Source organism: Saccharopolyspora mangrovi, assembly GCF_035320975.1.
GTDB classification, from domain to species: Bacteria; Actinomycetota; Actinomycetes; order Mycobacteriales; family Pseudonocardiaceae; genus Saccharopolyspora; species Saccharopolyspora mangrovi.
Map to the genome: position 1 here is coordinate 80,118 of NZ_JAWLNX010000009.1, position 14,840 is coordinate 94,957.

At 68.9% G+C, this 14,840-nt stretch carries 7 protein-coding genes; 5 read left to right on the top strand and 2 right to left on the bottom strand.

Features of this window, described 5'->3' with window-relative positions; translation table 11 throughout:
• Positions 1-10 precede the first annotated feature (10 nt).
• Complete coding sequence (locus R4I43_RS15015) at positions 11-3,922, top strand: DNA-directed RNA polymerase subunit beta' (RefSeq protein WP_324266238.1); 3,912 nt, start codon at positions 11-13, stop codon at positions 3,920-3,922.
• A gap of 637 nt (positions 3,923-4,559) precedes the next feature.
• Here the strand turns inward: R4I43_RS15015 and R4I43_RS15020 are convergent.
• Positions 4,560-5,006, bottom strand: a complete 447-nt coding sequence (locus R4I43_RS15020; protein WP_324266239.1) for a DUF6319 family protein — start codon at positions 5,004-5,006, stop codon at positions 4,560-4,562.
• A 101-nt stretch (positions 5,007-5,107) separates the two neighbouring features.
• Entirely contained in the window at positions 5,108-6,478 is a 1,371-nt protein-coding gene (gene pdxR, locus R4I43_RS15025; RefSeq protein ID WP_324266240.1) for a MocR-like pyridoxine biosynthesis transcription factor PdxR, read from the bottom strand.
• Between the two features lie 134 nt (positions 6,479-6,612).
• Between pdxR and R4I43_RS15030 the strand changes: the two genes are divergently transcribed.
• The 4 genes from R4I43_RS15030 (at position 6,613) to R4I43_RS15045 (ending at position 14,838) form a co-directional block, all read left to right on the top strand.
• Positions 6,613-7,146 (top strand): YbaB/EbfC family nucleoid-associated protein, encoded by a 534-nt coding sequence (locus tag R4I43_RS15030; RefSeq protein ID WP_324266241.1) that lies wholly within the window; start codon positions 6,613-6,615, stop codon positions 7,144-7,146.
• Between the two features lie 15 nt (positions 7,147-7,161).
• Complete coding sequence (locus tag R4I43_RS15035) at positions 7,162-7,470, top strand: ESX-1 secretion-associated protein (RefSeq protein ID WP_324266242.1); 309 nt, start codon at positions 7,162-7,164, stop codon at positions 7,468-7,470.
• Entirely contained in the window at positions 7,467-12,590 is a 5,124-nt protein-coding gene (locus R4I43_RS15040) for a WXG100-like domain-containing protein (protein WP_324266243.1), read from the top strand. Before R4I43_RS15035 ends, R4I43_RS15040 begins: the two co-directional genes overlap by 4 nt.
• Before the next feature lie 64 nt (positions 12,591-12,654).
• Positions 12,655-14,838: an ADP-ribosylglycohydrolase family protein gene (locus R4I43_RS15045; RefSeq protein WP_324266244.1), complete on the top strand. Its 2,184-nt coding sequence runs from the start codon at positions 12,655-12,657 to the stop codon at positions 14,836-14,838.
• Positions 14,839-14,840 lie beyond the last annotated feature (2 nt).

Consider the following 14,840-nt stretch of genomic DNA (forward strand, 5'->3'; position numbering starts at 1 on the left):
AAGACCCGACGTGCTTGACGTCAACTTCTTCGATGAACTCCGCATCGGCCTCGCCACGGCCGACGACATCCGCCAGTGGTCGTACGGCGAGGTCAAGAAGCCCGAGACCATCAACTACCGAACCCTGAAGCCGGAGAAGGACGGGCTCTTCTGCGAGAAGATCTTCGGTCCGACCCGGGACTGGGAGTGCTACTGCGGTAAGTACAAGCGGGTCCGCTTCAAGGGCATCATCTGCGAGCGCTGCGGTGTCGAGGTCACCCGCGCCAAGGTGCGCCGCGAGCGGATGGGTCACATCGAGCTGGCCGCCGCGGTCACCCACATCTGGTACTTCAAGGGCGTTCCCTCGCGGCTGGGCTACCTGCTGGACCTGGCCCCGAAGGACCTCGAGAAGATCATCTACTTCGCGGCTTACGTGATCACCGGTGTGAACACCGAGCTGCGGCACAACGACCTGTCGACGCTGGAGAGCGAGATCAGCGTCGAGCGCAAGCGCGTCGCCGACCAGCGCGACGCCGACCTGGAGGCCCGGGCCCAGAAGCTCGAGACCGACCTGGCCGCGCTCGAGGCCGAAGGCGCCAAGAGCGACCAGCGCCGCAAGGTCAAGGAAGGCGCCGAGCGCGAGATGAAGCAGCTGCGCGACCGCGCGCAGCGCGAGCTCGACAAGCTCGACGAGATCTGGGACACCTTCACCAAGCTGGAGCCGCGTCAGCTCATCGCCGACGAGGTCCTCTACCGCGAACTCTACGACCGGTACGGCGAGTACTTCACCGGTGGCATGGGCGCGGAGGCGATCCAAACGCTGCTGGCGAACTTCGACATCGGCGCCGAGGCCGAGTCGCTGCGCGAGACCATCCGCAGCGGCAAGGGCCAGAAGAAGCTGCGCGCCCTCAAGCGGCTCAAGGTCGTGGCGGCCTTCCAGGCCACCGGCAACGACCCGAGCGGCATGGTGCTCAACTGCGTGCCGGTCATCCCGCCGGACCTGCGTCCGATGGTGCAGCTCGACGGTGGTCGCTTCGCGACCTCCGACCTCAACGACCTGTACCGCCGCGTGATCAACCGCAACAACCGCCTCAAGCGACTGATCGACCTCGGTGCGCCCGAGATCATCGTCAACAACGAGAAGCGGATGCTGCAGGAGTCCGTGGACGCGCTGTTCGACAACGGCCGTCGCGGGCGTCCGGTCACCGGCCCGGGTAACCGGCCGCTGAAGTCGCTGTCCGACCTGCTCAAGGGCAAGCAGGGTCGTTTCCGCCAGAACCTGCTGGGCAAGCGAGTCGACTACTCGGGCCGTTCGGTCATCGTCGTCGGCCCGCAGCTGAAGCTGCACCAGTGCGGTCTGCCGAAGGAAATGGCCGTCGAGCTGTTCAAGCCCTTCGTCATGAAGCGGCTGGTCGACCTCAACCACGCGCAGAACATCAAGTCCGCCAAGCGGATGGTGGAGCGCCAGCGCCCGCAGGTGTGGGACGTGCTGGAAGAGGTCATCGCCGAGCACCCGGTGCTGCTCAACCGTGCTCCCACGCTGCACCGCCTGGGCATCCAGGCCTTCGAGCCGCAGCTGGTGGAGGGCAAGGCCATCCAGCTGCACCCGCTGGTCTGCGAGGCGTTCAACGCCGACTTCGACGGTGACCAGATGGCGGTCCACCTGCCGCTGTCGGCCGAGGCCCAGGCCGAGGCCCGGGTCCTGATGCTGTCCAGCAACAACATCCTGTCGCCGGCTTCCGGCCGGCCGCTGGCGATGCCGCGTCTGGACATGGTCACGGGCCTGTACCACCTGACCCGCCTGGTCGAGGGCGCCAAGGGCGAAGACCTGGCGTTCTCGTCGGTCGGCGAGGCGATCATGTCCTTCGACCGCGGCGTGCTGGACCTGCAGGCCAAGGTCAAGATCCGGCTGCGGGACCTGGTGCCCAACGCCGAGCAGATGCCGGAGGGCTGGGAGCCGGGTCAGCCGTGGATCGCTGAGACCACGCTGGGCCGCGTCTGGTTCAACGAGCTGCTGCCGGACGACTACCCGTTCGTCGACGACCTGCTGCCGAAGAAGAAGCAGGCCGCGATCGTCAACGACCTCGCCGAGCGGTACCCGATGGTCACCGTCGCCCAGACGCTGGACAAGCTGAAGGACGCCGGTTTCCACTGGGCCACCCGTTCCGGTGTGACCGTGTCGATCTCCGACGTGGTCGTGCCGCCGAACAAGACCGAGATCCTCGACAACTACGAGGCCAAGGCCGACCAGGTCGAGAAGCGGTACCGCCGCGGTGCGCTGTCCTACCAGGAGCGCAACGCCGAGCTGGTCAAGGTCTGGACGGCGGCCAAGGACGAGGTCGCCGAGGCGATGGAGACCAACTTCCCCGAGGACAACTCGATCAGCACGATCGTGAAGTCCGGGGCGGCCGGTAACATGACGCAGGTCGTTCAGCTGGCCGGTATGCGTGGTCTGGTGTCGAACCCGAAGGGTGAGTACATCCCGCGCCCCATCAAGGCCAACTTCCGCGAGGGCCTGTCCGTGCTGGAGTACTTCATCTCCAACCACGGTGCTCGAAAGGGTCTGGCCGACACGGCGCTGCGCACCGCCGACTCGGGTTACCTGACCCGTCGTCTGGTGGACGTCTCGCAGGACGTCATCGTCCGCGAGACCGACTGCGGCACCGAGCGCGGCGTCAAGATGCCGATCGCCGAGGTGCTGCACGACGGCCGGATCATGCGTCACCAGCACGTCGAGACCAGCGTCTACGCCCGCACGACCGCCGAGGACGTCACCGACGCCGACGGCAACATCGTGCTGGCCCGCGGTTCGGACCTGGGTGACCCGGCGATCGAGAAGCTGCTCGCCGCCAAGGTCACGAAGGTCAAGGTCCGCAGCGTCCTGACCTGCGAGTCCGGCGTTGGTGTCTGCTCGGTCTGCTACGGCCGCTCGATGGCCACCGGCAAGCTGGTCGACGTCGGCGAGGCCGTCGGCATCGTCGCCGCCCAGTCCATCGGTGAGCCCGGTACGCAGCTGACGATGCGCACCTTCCACCAGGGCGGTGTCGCCGGTGACGACATCACCACCGGTCTGCCGCGTGTGCAGGAGCTGTTCGAGGCCCGCGTCCCGAAGGGCAAGGCCCCGATCGCCGACACCTCCGGCCGCATCCGGCTGGAGGACAACGACCGCTACTGGAAGATCACGATCATTCCGGACGACGGCGGCGAGGAGATCGTCTACGACAAGCTGTCCAAGCGTCAGCGGCTCGCGGCGATCTCGGTGGACGGCACCGAGCGGCAGATCTCCGACGGCGACCACGTCGAGGTCGGTCAGCAGCTGCTGGAAGGTGCGGTCGACCCGCACGAGGTGCTGCGCGTGATGGGCCCGCGCGAGGCCCAGCTGCACCTGGTGAACGAGGTGCAGGAGGTGTACCGGTCGCAGGGTGTGGGCATCCACGACAAGCACGTCGAGGTCATCGTCCGCCAGATGCTGCGCCGGGTCATCATCATCGACTCGGGTGCGACCGAGTTCCTGCCCGGTTCGCCGGTGGAGCGCTCGCAGTTCGAGGCGGAGAACCGCCGCGTCGTCGCCGAGGGCGGGGACCCGGCTTCCGGCCGTCCGGTGCTGATGGGCATCACCAAGGCGTCGCTGGCCACCGAGTCGTGGCTGTCGGCGGCCTCCTTCCAGGAGACGACCCGCATCCTCACCAACGCCGCGATCGAGGGCGCGAGTGACAAGCTGGTCGGCCTGAAGGAGAACGTGATCATCGGTAAGTTGATCCCGGCTGGTACGGGCATCAACCGGTACCGCAACATCCAGGTGCAGCCGACCGAGGAGGCACGGGCCGCGGCCTACGCGATCCCGTCCTACGACGACAGCTACTACACCCCGGATGTGTTCGGCGCCGGCACCGGTGCGGCCGTCCCGCTGGACGACTACGACTTCGGCCGCGACTACCGCTGAAGTCCTGCTCCGAAGTAGCCAAGAGCCCCTGCCCGACTCCTCCGGGCAGGGGCTCTGCCTTTCCGCCGTGAGGCCCACCGGCACATCGCGGTGCCCCAGGCGCGGGGTTGCGCGGGGTGGATTCGAATTTCGCGCGAAGTTGGAGTGCGAAAAACGGATGTCGAACTTCGCGCGAAATTCGAGCTGTGGCCGCGCAGCCGCAGGTCAGGGACTCGGGTCAGGCCTCGTCGGCGGGGTCGTCGGCCGGGGAGGGCTGGGCGTCGTACTGGTCGGCGAGGGCCTCGGCCTCGATCTTGGGCATGGGCAGGGTCTGCTCAACGGGGACTTGGGTCATGGTTCTGGAAGCTAGCCGAGGTCCGATCCAACCGGAACCGCCCTTGATCATTTCGTTGGGTTCGGCGGAGCGACCAGGTCTGCCCTGCTGCGCCGGCTCCGTCGGTCTCTGAGCGCGTGCCGTGGTGCCTCCCGAGCCCGGCCTCGGGCGTCGTTCGCCCTCGCAGCGATGGTCGTCCCCGGAACGGTCGGCTCCTGCGAGCACGTCCTGAAGGCATGAAGAAGCCCCTGCTGGGCAGGGGCTTCTTCATGTCCAGGGGACCGTGCCTGGGAGGGGACCACGGCGCCCCGGGGGTTCTTCGGGTCAGGCCTCGAGCTCGGCGAGCGCCTTGCGGACCCGCTCGACCTCGGCCTCCAGCTCGGCGAGCTTGGCCTCGTGCTGCTGGCGGGCTTCGTTGATGACGCTCTCGATGGTCTCTGAGATCTCCGTGTTCAGCTCGGCGGCGGCCTTGGACACCGCGGCGGCGGCGACCGGGAGGGCCTGGACGACGCGCTTGCCCTGGTGCATCAGGTCGGCCTGCCACTCGCCGTCCGCGGTTCCGGTCACCGTGAGGGTGAGCTCGACCGTGCGGGTCTTCTTCGCGGTGCTCTTGCGGGTCTGCCGCTTCTTCGGGGCCTCGGCGGGAGCCTCGGAGGTCTCGGTGGTCGCCGGAGCCGGGGTCTCGGACGAGGCGGGCGCGGTCGCGACGGCGGTGGGCGTCGTGCTGTCCGCGCCGGTGGCCTCGGCCGGGGTGGTCTGCTCTTCGGTCAACTGAATCTCCTGTTTATCGCGGGAGGGAACACCAGGATAGAACAAGTGTTCCCCATTCGTGCTGCGGACACGTCGGCGACGCGTAGTGTCGCCCGATCGAGTCACCGCTCCAAGACGGTGACCAGCGCTTGCAGCGCGGGGCGGAACGCTTGGTCGGAGGGTGCCGCGTACCCGACGATCACGCCGGGCGGGTGTGCACCGGGGTTGACCCAGTGCGGCCCCAGCACCTGGAGTTCCACCGAGTGCCGCCGCGCCCTGTCGAGAACCTCGCGTTCCGTGGGTCCCTCCGGATCCAGCTGCAAGGTCACGTGCAGTCCCGCCGAGATCCCGGCCGGGTGGGGCCGGTGGTTCGCACGCATCCCGCGCAGCGCTTCACCGAGCTGCTCGCGGCGCTGCCGGTAGGTCGCGCGCGATCGGCGGACGTGCTGATCGTAGGCCCCCGACAAGATCAACTCTGTCATGGCCAGCTGTTCGAACAGCGGTGCGTGCAACCCGCTGTGCCGCTTGAGCTCCCGCACCGGCTCCACCAGTCGCGACGGCAGCACCAGCCAGGCCAGGCGCAGTGCGGGCGCAAGGGTCTTGCTCGCGGTCCCGGCGTAGACGACGTTGTCCGGCGCCATGCCCTGCAGCGAGCCCATCGGCTGCCGGTCGAAGCGGAACTCGCCGTCGTAGTCGTCGTCGATGACCAGCAGGTCCTCGTCCTTGGCCCGGCGCGCCAGCTCCGCCCGCCGCGCGGAGCTCATGCTCACGCCGAGCGGGAACTGATGCGCCGGCGTGACCACCACGGCCCGGCTCCGCAGCGACGACACGTCGATGCCCTCGTCGTCGACCGGGACGCCGTGGACCGACATCCCGAACCCGGCCGGGATGTCCCACAGGTGCGGTGCCGACGGGTCCTCGAAGTCGATCGACGTCACTCCCTGGTCGGCAAGGGCGTTGCTGAGCAGCGACAACGCCTGCGTGTAGCCGTTGCAGACGATGATGTTGCCCGGTGCCGCCACCACCGCCCGCTCGCGCGCGAGGTACCCCGCGAGCGCGTCGCGCAGCCTCGGGTGCCCCTGCGGGTCTCCGTAGTCGAGGTCGTCGGTGGGCGCGTCGCGCAGCGCCCGGCGGCTCGCGGCCAGCCAGTCCCGGCGCGGGAAGGAGCTGAGGTTCGGGCGCCCCGGCCGGAAGTCCCAACGCGCCACGTCGGGCTGCGCGGGCTCGGGCGTGTCGGGCGGTGCGGGGGTCGCGAGGAGCTCGGCGACGACGGTCGGGGCACCCTGCCGGGCCACCAGGAAGCCCTCGGCGACGAGCTGGTTGTAGGCGCGCGTGACGGTGCCGCGCGCGATGCCGAGCTCCTGGGCGAGCGCCCGGGTCGACGGGACCCTGCTCCCGGCAGCCAGGGAGCCGTCCCGGACGGCCGCCCGGAGGGCCTCGGTCAGCTGCCTGCTATCTGGCTGAGCCAGCTCAGCAAACCATCCAACCGCCACGATCCCGACCTTACCTCCCGGTTTCCGGGTCACCGTGATGCTCGCCTCGGTGGCGAAAACGCCGATCGGACCTGTCGGCACACGATCGGTTGATAACCTGCTCAGCCGCTGGACAGTTGATCGACGGGAGTGCTGTGGCGGAGGACTTCGGCAGGGACATCGGTGCCGCCGAGCGCATGGTTCGCGAGTGGCAGGACCGCGCCGCGGAGAAGGCCGAGAAGTTCAACCGGCTGCAACAGCAGGTCGAGCAGATCTCGGTGACCGAGACGTCTCGCGACGGCGCGATCCAGGTGACCATCTCCTCCTCCGGCATGCTGCAGGGCCTGCAGCTCGCCGACAACGCGAACAACCGCCCGATGCCCAGGCTCGGGGCCGAGATCATGCGGCTCGTGCAGCAGGCGCAGGCCAAGATCCCCGGTCAGATGCAGCAGGCCGTCGAGGACACCGTCGGGCTGGCCGATTCCGCCGCCCAGCACGTCCTCGACCAGGCGCGCAGGCACTTCCCGGAGCCGCCGCCCGAGGAGGAGCCGCCGCGCGGGGCCAAGCCGAACGAGATCCGGCCCGCCGCGGCGGACGACCACCAGCCGCCGCGCCGCCTGCAGTCCCCCGGCCGCAGGCGGCCGGACGACTTCGACGACGACTTCGGCAACGGCTCCTTCCTGCGCTGACCCGGGGAACAACACATGCCTGATGAGATGAACGTCGTCATCGAGAGCCTCCGCACCCACGCGTCCAAAGTGGATGGTGTGGTGGACCAGCTGAACACGGCCGTCGATGCCTCGCAGCAGGTTTCGCTGGACAACGACGCCTACGGCATCCTGTGCCGACCGTTCGCGTGGATGATCGACCCGGTCGAGCAGAACGGCGTGGAGGCGCTGCGCGAGGCCGTCACGTCGATGCAGCAGATCGCCGATGACGTGCGCGCCACCGCCGAGGACTACCAGCAGGTCGACGACCGCAACAGCGAACTCATCCGCGGGGTGAAGCCGTGACGAACCCGCTCGTCGAGCAGCAGCCGGAGAGCAACGACGGATTCATCACCAAGGGCACCGGTGACCAGGGCTGGGCGTCCGGCATCGGCATCGCCGAATCCGTCAACGACGTCTCCAGCCTCAACGAGGGCTCCAGCTGGGTCGAATCCGGGCTCGCCTACGGCGGGCTCGCGATGGAGGGCGTCAGCATGGCTGTCGACCCGATCGGCACCCTGCTCTCCTACGGGCTGTCCTGGCTGATCGAGCACGTCCAGCCGCTCAAGGAGGCCCTCGACTGGTTCGCCGGCGATCCCGACGGTGTCGCCGCCTACGGCAAGACCTGGGAGAACGTCTCCAAGGCGGTCGAGGAAGCCGCCCAGCAGTACAAGACCGCCGTCAAGGCCGACACCGCGGACTGGGAGGGCGCCGCGGGCGACGCCTACCGCAAGACGGCTGCCGAGAAGGGCGAAGCGCTCGCGGGAGCGGCGAAGCTGGCAGGGACCATCAGCTCGGTCGTGACGATCATGGGCGAGGTGGTCTCGTTCGTCCGCGAGTTCGTCCGCGACCTCGTCGCCGACTGCATCTCGCGGCTGATCACCTACGCGCTGGAAGCCCTGCTGCCGCCGATCGCGTCGCTGGCGTGGGTCGTCCCGCAGGCGATTGCGTTCATCTCCAAAACCGTCACCAAGATCGTCGACATCGTCACCAAGCTGACCAGGACGATCAGCAACGTCTCCCCGAAGCTCGCCAAGCTCGCCGAGGTCTTCGGCGACATCATGAAAACCCTCGGGGACAAGGGCAAGGCCGGTGCTGGGGCGATCTCCAAGGTCGCCAACAAGCTCGACGTCGCCGGGCGGATGGGCGACAAGCTGGCGGAGAAGACGTGGAAGAAGGTCGACGAGACCTTCGGCACCGACGTCGTCGGCAAGCACAACGCCAAGTTCGGCGGCCCGGACGCCCCAGGAGGATCGGACTCCGGCGACGGCGATTCGTCCTCCGATTCCCGCTCGGCGCAAGGGTCTTCGTCGGCGGAGGGGCGTTCCACCTCCTCGGAGGACGGTTCGGCTTCTTCCGCCCGCTCGGGTTCGACCGCGGACTCGGGCGGCTCGCGAGCGGCGTCTTCGGGAGATTCGCCTTCTGAGGGCGGGGATTCCCCGAGCGGTGCTGTGCGCGGCGACGGTGATGCGGGGTCGGGCGCGGCTCGCGCGGACTTCCCGAGCACCAGCGGGCAGTCGCACGCCGATTCCGGTTCCGAGGCGCGGTCATCCTCCGGTTCGGGTTCGAGTGCGGACGCCGGATCGGGTTCGCCCGGGCGTGCCGATTCGGACGCGGGTTCGTCGTCGCACACCGGTTCCAGCTCGAACTCCGCCGGTTCGTCGTCGGATTCCGGTGGTTCGGCGCGTGCTGACTCGGGTTCGTCGTCGGATTCCAGTGGTTCGGCGCGTGCTGACTCGGGTTCGACCCCGGACTCCAGCGGGTCGCCTCGTGCTGACTCGGGTTCGACTTCCGGCCCGAGCCACGCGGATGCCGGTTCTGGTGGGCAGAGCGGTTCCGCGTCCGGTGGTGCGGGCACGCACACCTCCGACGTCCCGCGCGCCCCCGCGCAGACCTCCGCCGCCGCTGTTGACGCCCCCGCCAGGCCCCCGGAAACCGCGTCTCCGCAGGCGGCTCCCGCTGCTCCGCGTCCGGATCAGCCGTCGGGCGCCGCGCCCACCGGCGGTGCGAACGCACCCGCTGGCCCGTCGTCCCCCGGGAACGGGGCGCCGTCGCCGCGCGGTGGACGGCAGGGCTCGGGAGGGTGGACCGGCACCTCCGGGCATCCGGGAGCCGCCCGCAACGCCCCCACCCACGCGCCGCGCACCCCCGGGCACTCCGCAGGACCGCGCCCGAACGGCCCGGCTCCGGCGCACTCGCCGCGCGGCGGGCACGCACCGCCGCGCCAGAGCCCGACCCCGGTGCAGCCCGCCCGCGCCGGCGCGTCCCACGCCGCGGCCCGATCCGGCTCGCCGGTGCAGCGGCAACCCGCTGCTCCGCCACGCCCCGACCACCTGCGCACGGCGGACGCGCCTCGCACGCCGATCCCGGCGCAGCGCGCCCCGGAAGCCCCGAACAGCCTTCCTGACCAGCCCAAACCCGACCAGCCGACGGTGTCGACGGCGGAGTCGATGGCGGCCGAAACCCCTCCGAAGGACCAGTGGCAGGCCGGCCACCACAAGGCGAGCCACACGCCTCGCTTCGACATCTCGCCCGAGCTGCGCGAGAAGCTGGGCCGGGACCTCCGCGAGATCGAGGCCAACAGGGCAGGGCTGTCGTTCACCAGACCCCCGAAGGAGAACTACTTCGGTCGGGCCGAATGGGCTCGTCACCGGCCGCAGTGCTCGGTCGACCCGGACCGCTACACCGTCGAGATGCACGGTGGCCCCAACGGCGTGAAGTTCAAGGGCCACGACCTCGATGCCAAGGAACTCGCCGAGATCATCAAGGGCACGCCGGGCTACAAGGAGGGCACGCCGATCCGCCTGGTCTCCTGCGAGACCGGCGCCGACGCGCCCGACGGCTCCAAGAACTTCGCCCAGCAGCTCTCCGAAGAGCTGGGAGTCGAGGTCCTGGCCCCGAACACCAACGCGTGGGTCGACAACCACGGCAACATCTACGCCAGCGAAACCAAGGCCAAGTTCGACAGGGATGACACCGGCACCCCGCACCCCCGCCTCGACTCCCCGGGCGAGTGGACGGCCTTCCGCCCCGACGGCACCAAGGCGGTCCACAGCAGCCCCTACCCGCCAGGCCACCAACCGGAATGGGTCCGCCACGGCGTTCAAGCAGACGACGCCCACAAGCGCGGCATCTTCGGCCGCGGCAAGGACGAAGACTTCTCCGCGGACCCGGTCACGGGCCACAACTACAGCAACGCACCCCCACAGGCGCAGTACGCCCCGCCGCCGCAGAACCACGGCTACCACCCGCAGCAGGGCTTCCAGCAAGCCCCCCACCAGGGCTTCCCGCAGCAACCACACCAGCAGGCCTACCCGCAGCAGCCGAGCGGTGGCCACCCGCAGCAGCAGGGCTACCAGCAGCAGCCGCAGGCCTACCCGCAGCAGGGCTACCAGCCGCAGGCACACCCGCATCAGGGCCATCCGCAGTCCGGACCGGCACAGCCGCACCCGCAACCGAGCGCGCCCCCGCACTACTCGAACCAGCCGCATCAGGGCTACCCGCAGCAGCCGCCGCAGGGGTACCCGCAGCACAGCGCTCCGCAGAATCACCCGCAGCAGCCGACCGGTGGCTACCCGCAGCAGCCGCCGCAGGCCTACCCGCATCAGGGCGGGTACTCACCCCAGCCGCAGCACCAGGCCGCGAACCCGCAACAAGGCGGCTACCAGCCCCCGCACCAGCCTCAGGGCGGGTACGCGCCTCCGCAGCAGCCGACGCACGCGCAGCCTCGGCAGAGCCCACCGCAGCAGCAGGGCTTCCCGCCGCAAGGCGCGCGACCGAACGCTTTCCCGCCCAGCAGTCCTGCACAGCCGTGGCACGGGGCGCAGAACACCCCCGCCCCTGCTCAGGGCGGGCACGGGCCGGGGGCACAACCGCAGCCGTACGGGCATGCGTCGAACGCCGCTGCGCCGACTTCGCACCCGGCCGCACCGGGCACGTCCGGTCAACCGCAGACGTCGTGGAACAACGCGACTCCACAGCGCCCGTCGGCACCGCAACAACCGACCGCACCGAACCCGAGGCCGCAAAACCCCGGGCCCTCGACAGCCCACCCAACTGCTGCGCCCCAGAACGGGCCGGTTTCGCCTGCGGCGACACCGTCGAAGCCCGTGCTCGACGACTTCACCCCGGCGCAGTCCGGCACGCCCTCCGCAGCGGATGCTCCGGCGGGTTCCTCCTGGAAATCCGACTTCGAACCCGCGAACGATTCGAAACCCGCGCCCGTCGCGCCCAGCTCGCACGCGACCCCCGCGACGTCGAAGCCCGTCCTGGACGATTTCGACCCGGGCCCCGTCCACCACGAGGCACCGCGCACCCCGAACAAGGTCGAAGACGACTTCGCGCCGAAGGACCAGTTCAATCCCGCGCCGGAAGCCCCACAGGCGACGGCGAAGGGGGACAAGGTTTTCGACGACTTCGAGCCGTCGAAGCCTGCCGACGCTGCGACACCCTCTTCCGCTGCTCCCGAGCACGGGACTCCGAAGTTGGATGACTTCGATCCGAGCCCTGACAAGCCGCACGGCGACGACCACGCGGGAGCCGAACAAGAGGATCACGGTCCCAAAGGGGTGGAGACGCTCGACGAGGAGACGACGTTCGGTGCCGATTCGCGGGCACCCGTTGATCGCGGTGAGCTGCTCCAGCAGGTCGCGGATCCGAACTTCCGCGCTGATCGCGAGGCTTTGACATCGGTCAAGTCCTTTTACGAGCGCCACCCGCAAGGTGCCGATCTGGAGCACGGGCTGGAGCTCCAGTTCAAGAGGTACTTCGATGAGCTGCGCAGTCGTGACCCGGAGCTCGCGGCACGGATTGACCAGCTGAGTCACGAGGAGCGGTTGCAGGTTCACGCGTACACGCGGAACTTCTTCGAGGAGCTGAACCGCGCCCTCCGGAGCGGAGATCCCGAAGCGCTCGGACAGCAACGAGAACGGATCGAGGTGCTCTCGGGAGCGCTGAACCAGCTTCCGGATGTGAGCTGCAAGGCGCATCGTGTCGTCACGACTGACAACCCGGACTTTGCGCAGGCCCTGGCGGATGGCTATGAGCCGGGTTCGGTCATCACCGAACCGGCGTACACGAGCACGAGTGTCGCCGAGGACCCGAACAACCCCGGGGAGCCGAAGAGCAAGTTCCGGGGCCTGGTCGAGTTCCACATGGATCTCAAGACAGGCAAGGACATCCGTCTGTTCAACCCGAACGGCGGCGAGGCCGAGATCCTCGTTCCGGCAGGTTCTGCGTTCAAGGTCGTCGACAAGTGGCACGATGGCAAGACCTGGCACATCAAGCTCGAACAGGTGCACCCCGACGACCTGCCGAGTGGAGAACTTCCCCCACCACCGTCGTTGGACTACACGCCACCGAAGCGCCAACCGACCGGCAGCTCGGGATTGGATATCGGGAAGATGCTCGAGGGGGACTTCGGTTGATGAGCGTTGGTCCGAATGACTGCGGACGGTTGTGATGGACAGTACTGGGGACAGGACCGCGAACATGCCGGTCAGGCGGACCGTGCTGGGCGAAGGTCTCGCTTCTGAGCGCGCGCAGCGGTTCCTCGGTTCGGTGGTCGGGGCGATGATCGGTGACGCGCTGGGGCACCGGGTGGCTTCCTCGCGTTGGCCGGAGATCCGGGAGCGGTTCGGCGAGGCGGGTGTGACCTCGTTGGAGCCGGACGCCGAGAGTGACGAGTTGTCGGACGGCCTGGTGGTGCTGGCGCTGTCGCTGGACGCTCGGATCAGGTTCGACCGCGCGCTGGTTCGTGGTCTGGATCCCGTTGCCGAGCTGCGCGGTACCTATGCGCTGTGGACGTCGGGTTCCGGTGCGGTGCCACAGAGGTCCGGCTGGTTGGGCAAGCACCTTCCGCAGCGGTTGTCCGGTTCCCGAGCAGTTGACGCAGTCGCGGCAGGCCTTTCCGGGCGGCCTGTGAGCATGCTCGAGTTTCTCTACGCCGCCATTCCCGCAGGTGTGTGGTCGTTGCGCAGTCGAGAGGTCATCGCGCACGCCGAGCGGTTGTGCGCTGTGCTCGGGATGCCGGCTGAGTCGGTTGCCGCAGCGCAGGCTCTCGCGGTGATCCTGCAGCAAACCGTGATGACCAAGAATTTCGTCCGCGGTTTCGGTCAGGTCGTCGAGGTCGACGCCGACGAGTTCGGCCCCGGCCGCGAGGAGGTGCTGCACCTCATGCGGACCGCGGAATCCTTGGCGCGACCTGGCATCACGCCCGAGCAGATCGAGACTCTCGGCGACGGGTCCACACCGGCTTCGGCGCTGGCGATCGCCGCGTGTGCGGTGCAATCTGCGGGGACAGGTTTCGACGAAGTGATGCGGATCGCGGTCAACCACTCCGGCAACAGCGTGGTGACCGGAGCACTGGCCGGAGCGATCATGGGCGCGAGCTTCGAAGGTCTCGACGTGATTCCGCCGCATTGGGCCGAGGGACTGTCGACGTCGGCGAAGTTGGTCTTCCGGCTCGCCCAGGACGTTCCTGAGCAGCTCGAGGACTTCCCCCGGGACGACGACGAGTGGAATCAGCGGTACCCGCTCATCCTTGACAGCTCATCGAGCGCAGCGCCCCCGTTCCCAGCCTCGCCGATCGATGCCCACGAGCGGTTCCTGGGGTCGATGCTCGGTGGGGCGATGGGGGATGCGCTGGGATATGCGATCGAGTTCGACGACATCGGGATGATTCGTCACCGTCACGGCGGAAACGGGCTCACCGAACCGGTGCTTCGCGATGGGGTCGCTCAGATCTCCGATGACACGCAGATGATGCTGTTCACGTTGGAGGGGTTGATCCGGGCGCACGTGGCGCGGCGGATGAAGCCGACCGACAACGATCCCGTTCCCGAGGTGCAGCACGCGTATCAGCGCTGGTTCCACACGCAGGGGCCGGAGTGGCGCACTGCCGGCGGGCCTTACGCGCAGCACCTGCAGCGGCCGGACGGGTGGTTGATCACCAACTGGGAGCTGTTCGCCTCGCGGGCGCCGGGCAGCACCTGCATGTCGGCCTTGTCGAACTTCGCGCAGACCGGGGTTTCGGCTACTCCGCAGCACCGGATCAACGACTCCAAGGGGTGCGGCGGTGTCATGCGGGCTGCGCCGGTGGCGGTGTGGTCGAACGATCCCGCGGAGGTGTTCTACGCGGCCGCGGGGACCGCGGCGTTGACCCACAGCCACCCCAGCGGGTTCCTGTCCGCGGGTGTGCTGGCGGTGATCGTGCACCAGTTGATCCGCGAGGTGCCGCTGCGCGATTCGGTTCGGTTGGCGCGGGAGCTGCTGACTCGCTGGCGGGAGCACGAGGAGCAGTTGCGGGTTCTCGACAAGGCCGTCGCGCTGGCCGAGCGCGGGCCCGTGCCACCTGAGGAGATCGCGCAGGAGCTGGGTGGTGGCTGGGTCGGCGAAGAGGCCCTCGCGATCGGGCTGTACGCGGTGCTGGCCACCGACGACCTGCGTGATGCACTGCTTCTTTCGGTGAACCACTCGGGGGACTCGGACTCCACCGGGATGGTGTGCGGCAACATTGGCGGGGCGGTCTACGGGACTCGGGCCATCCCCGCGGACTGGCTGGAGACCCTCGAACTGCGCGGACTGGTCGAAACCGCGGCCAAGGACGCGCTGGCGGAGTTCAGCCCCGGGCCGCCGACCGATCCGGGCTGGGCGCAGCGCTACCCCGCCTGGTGAGC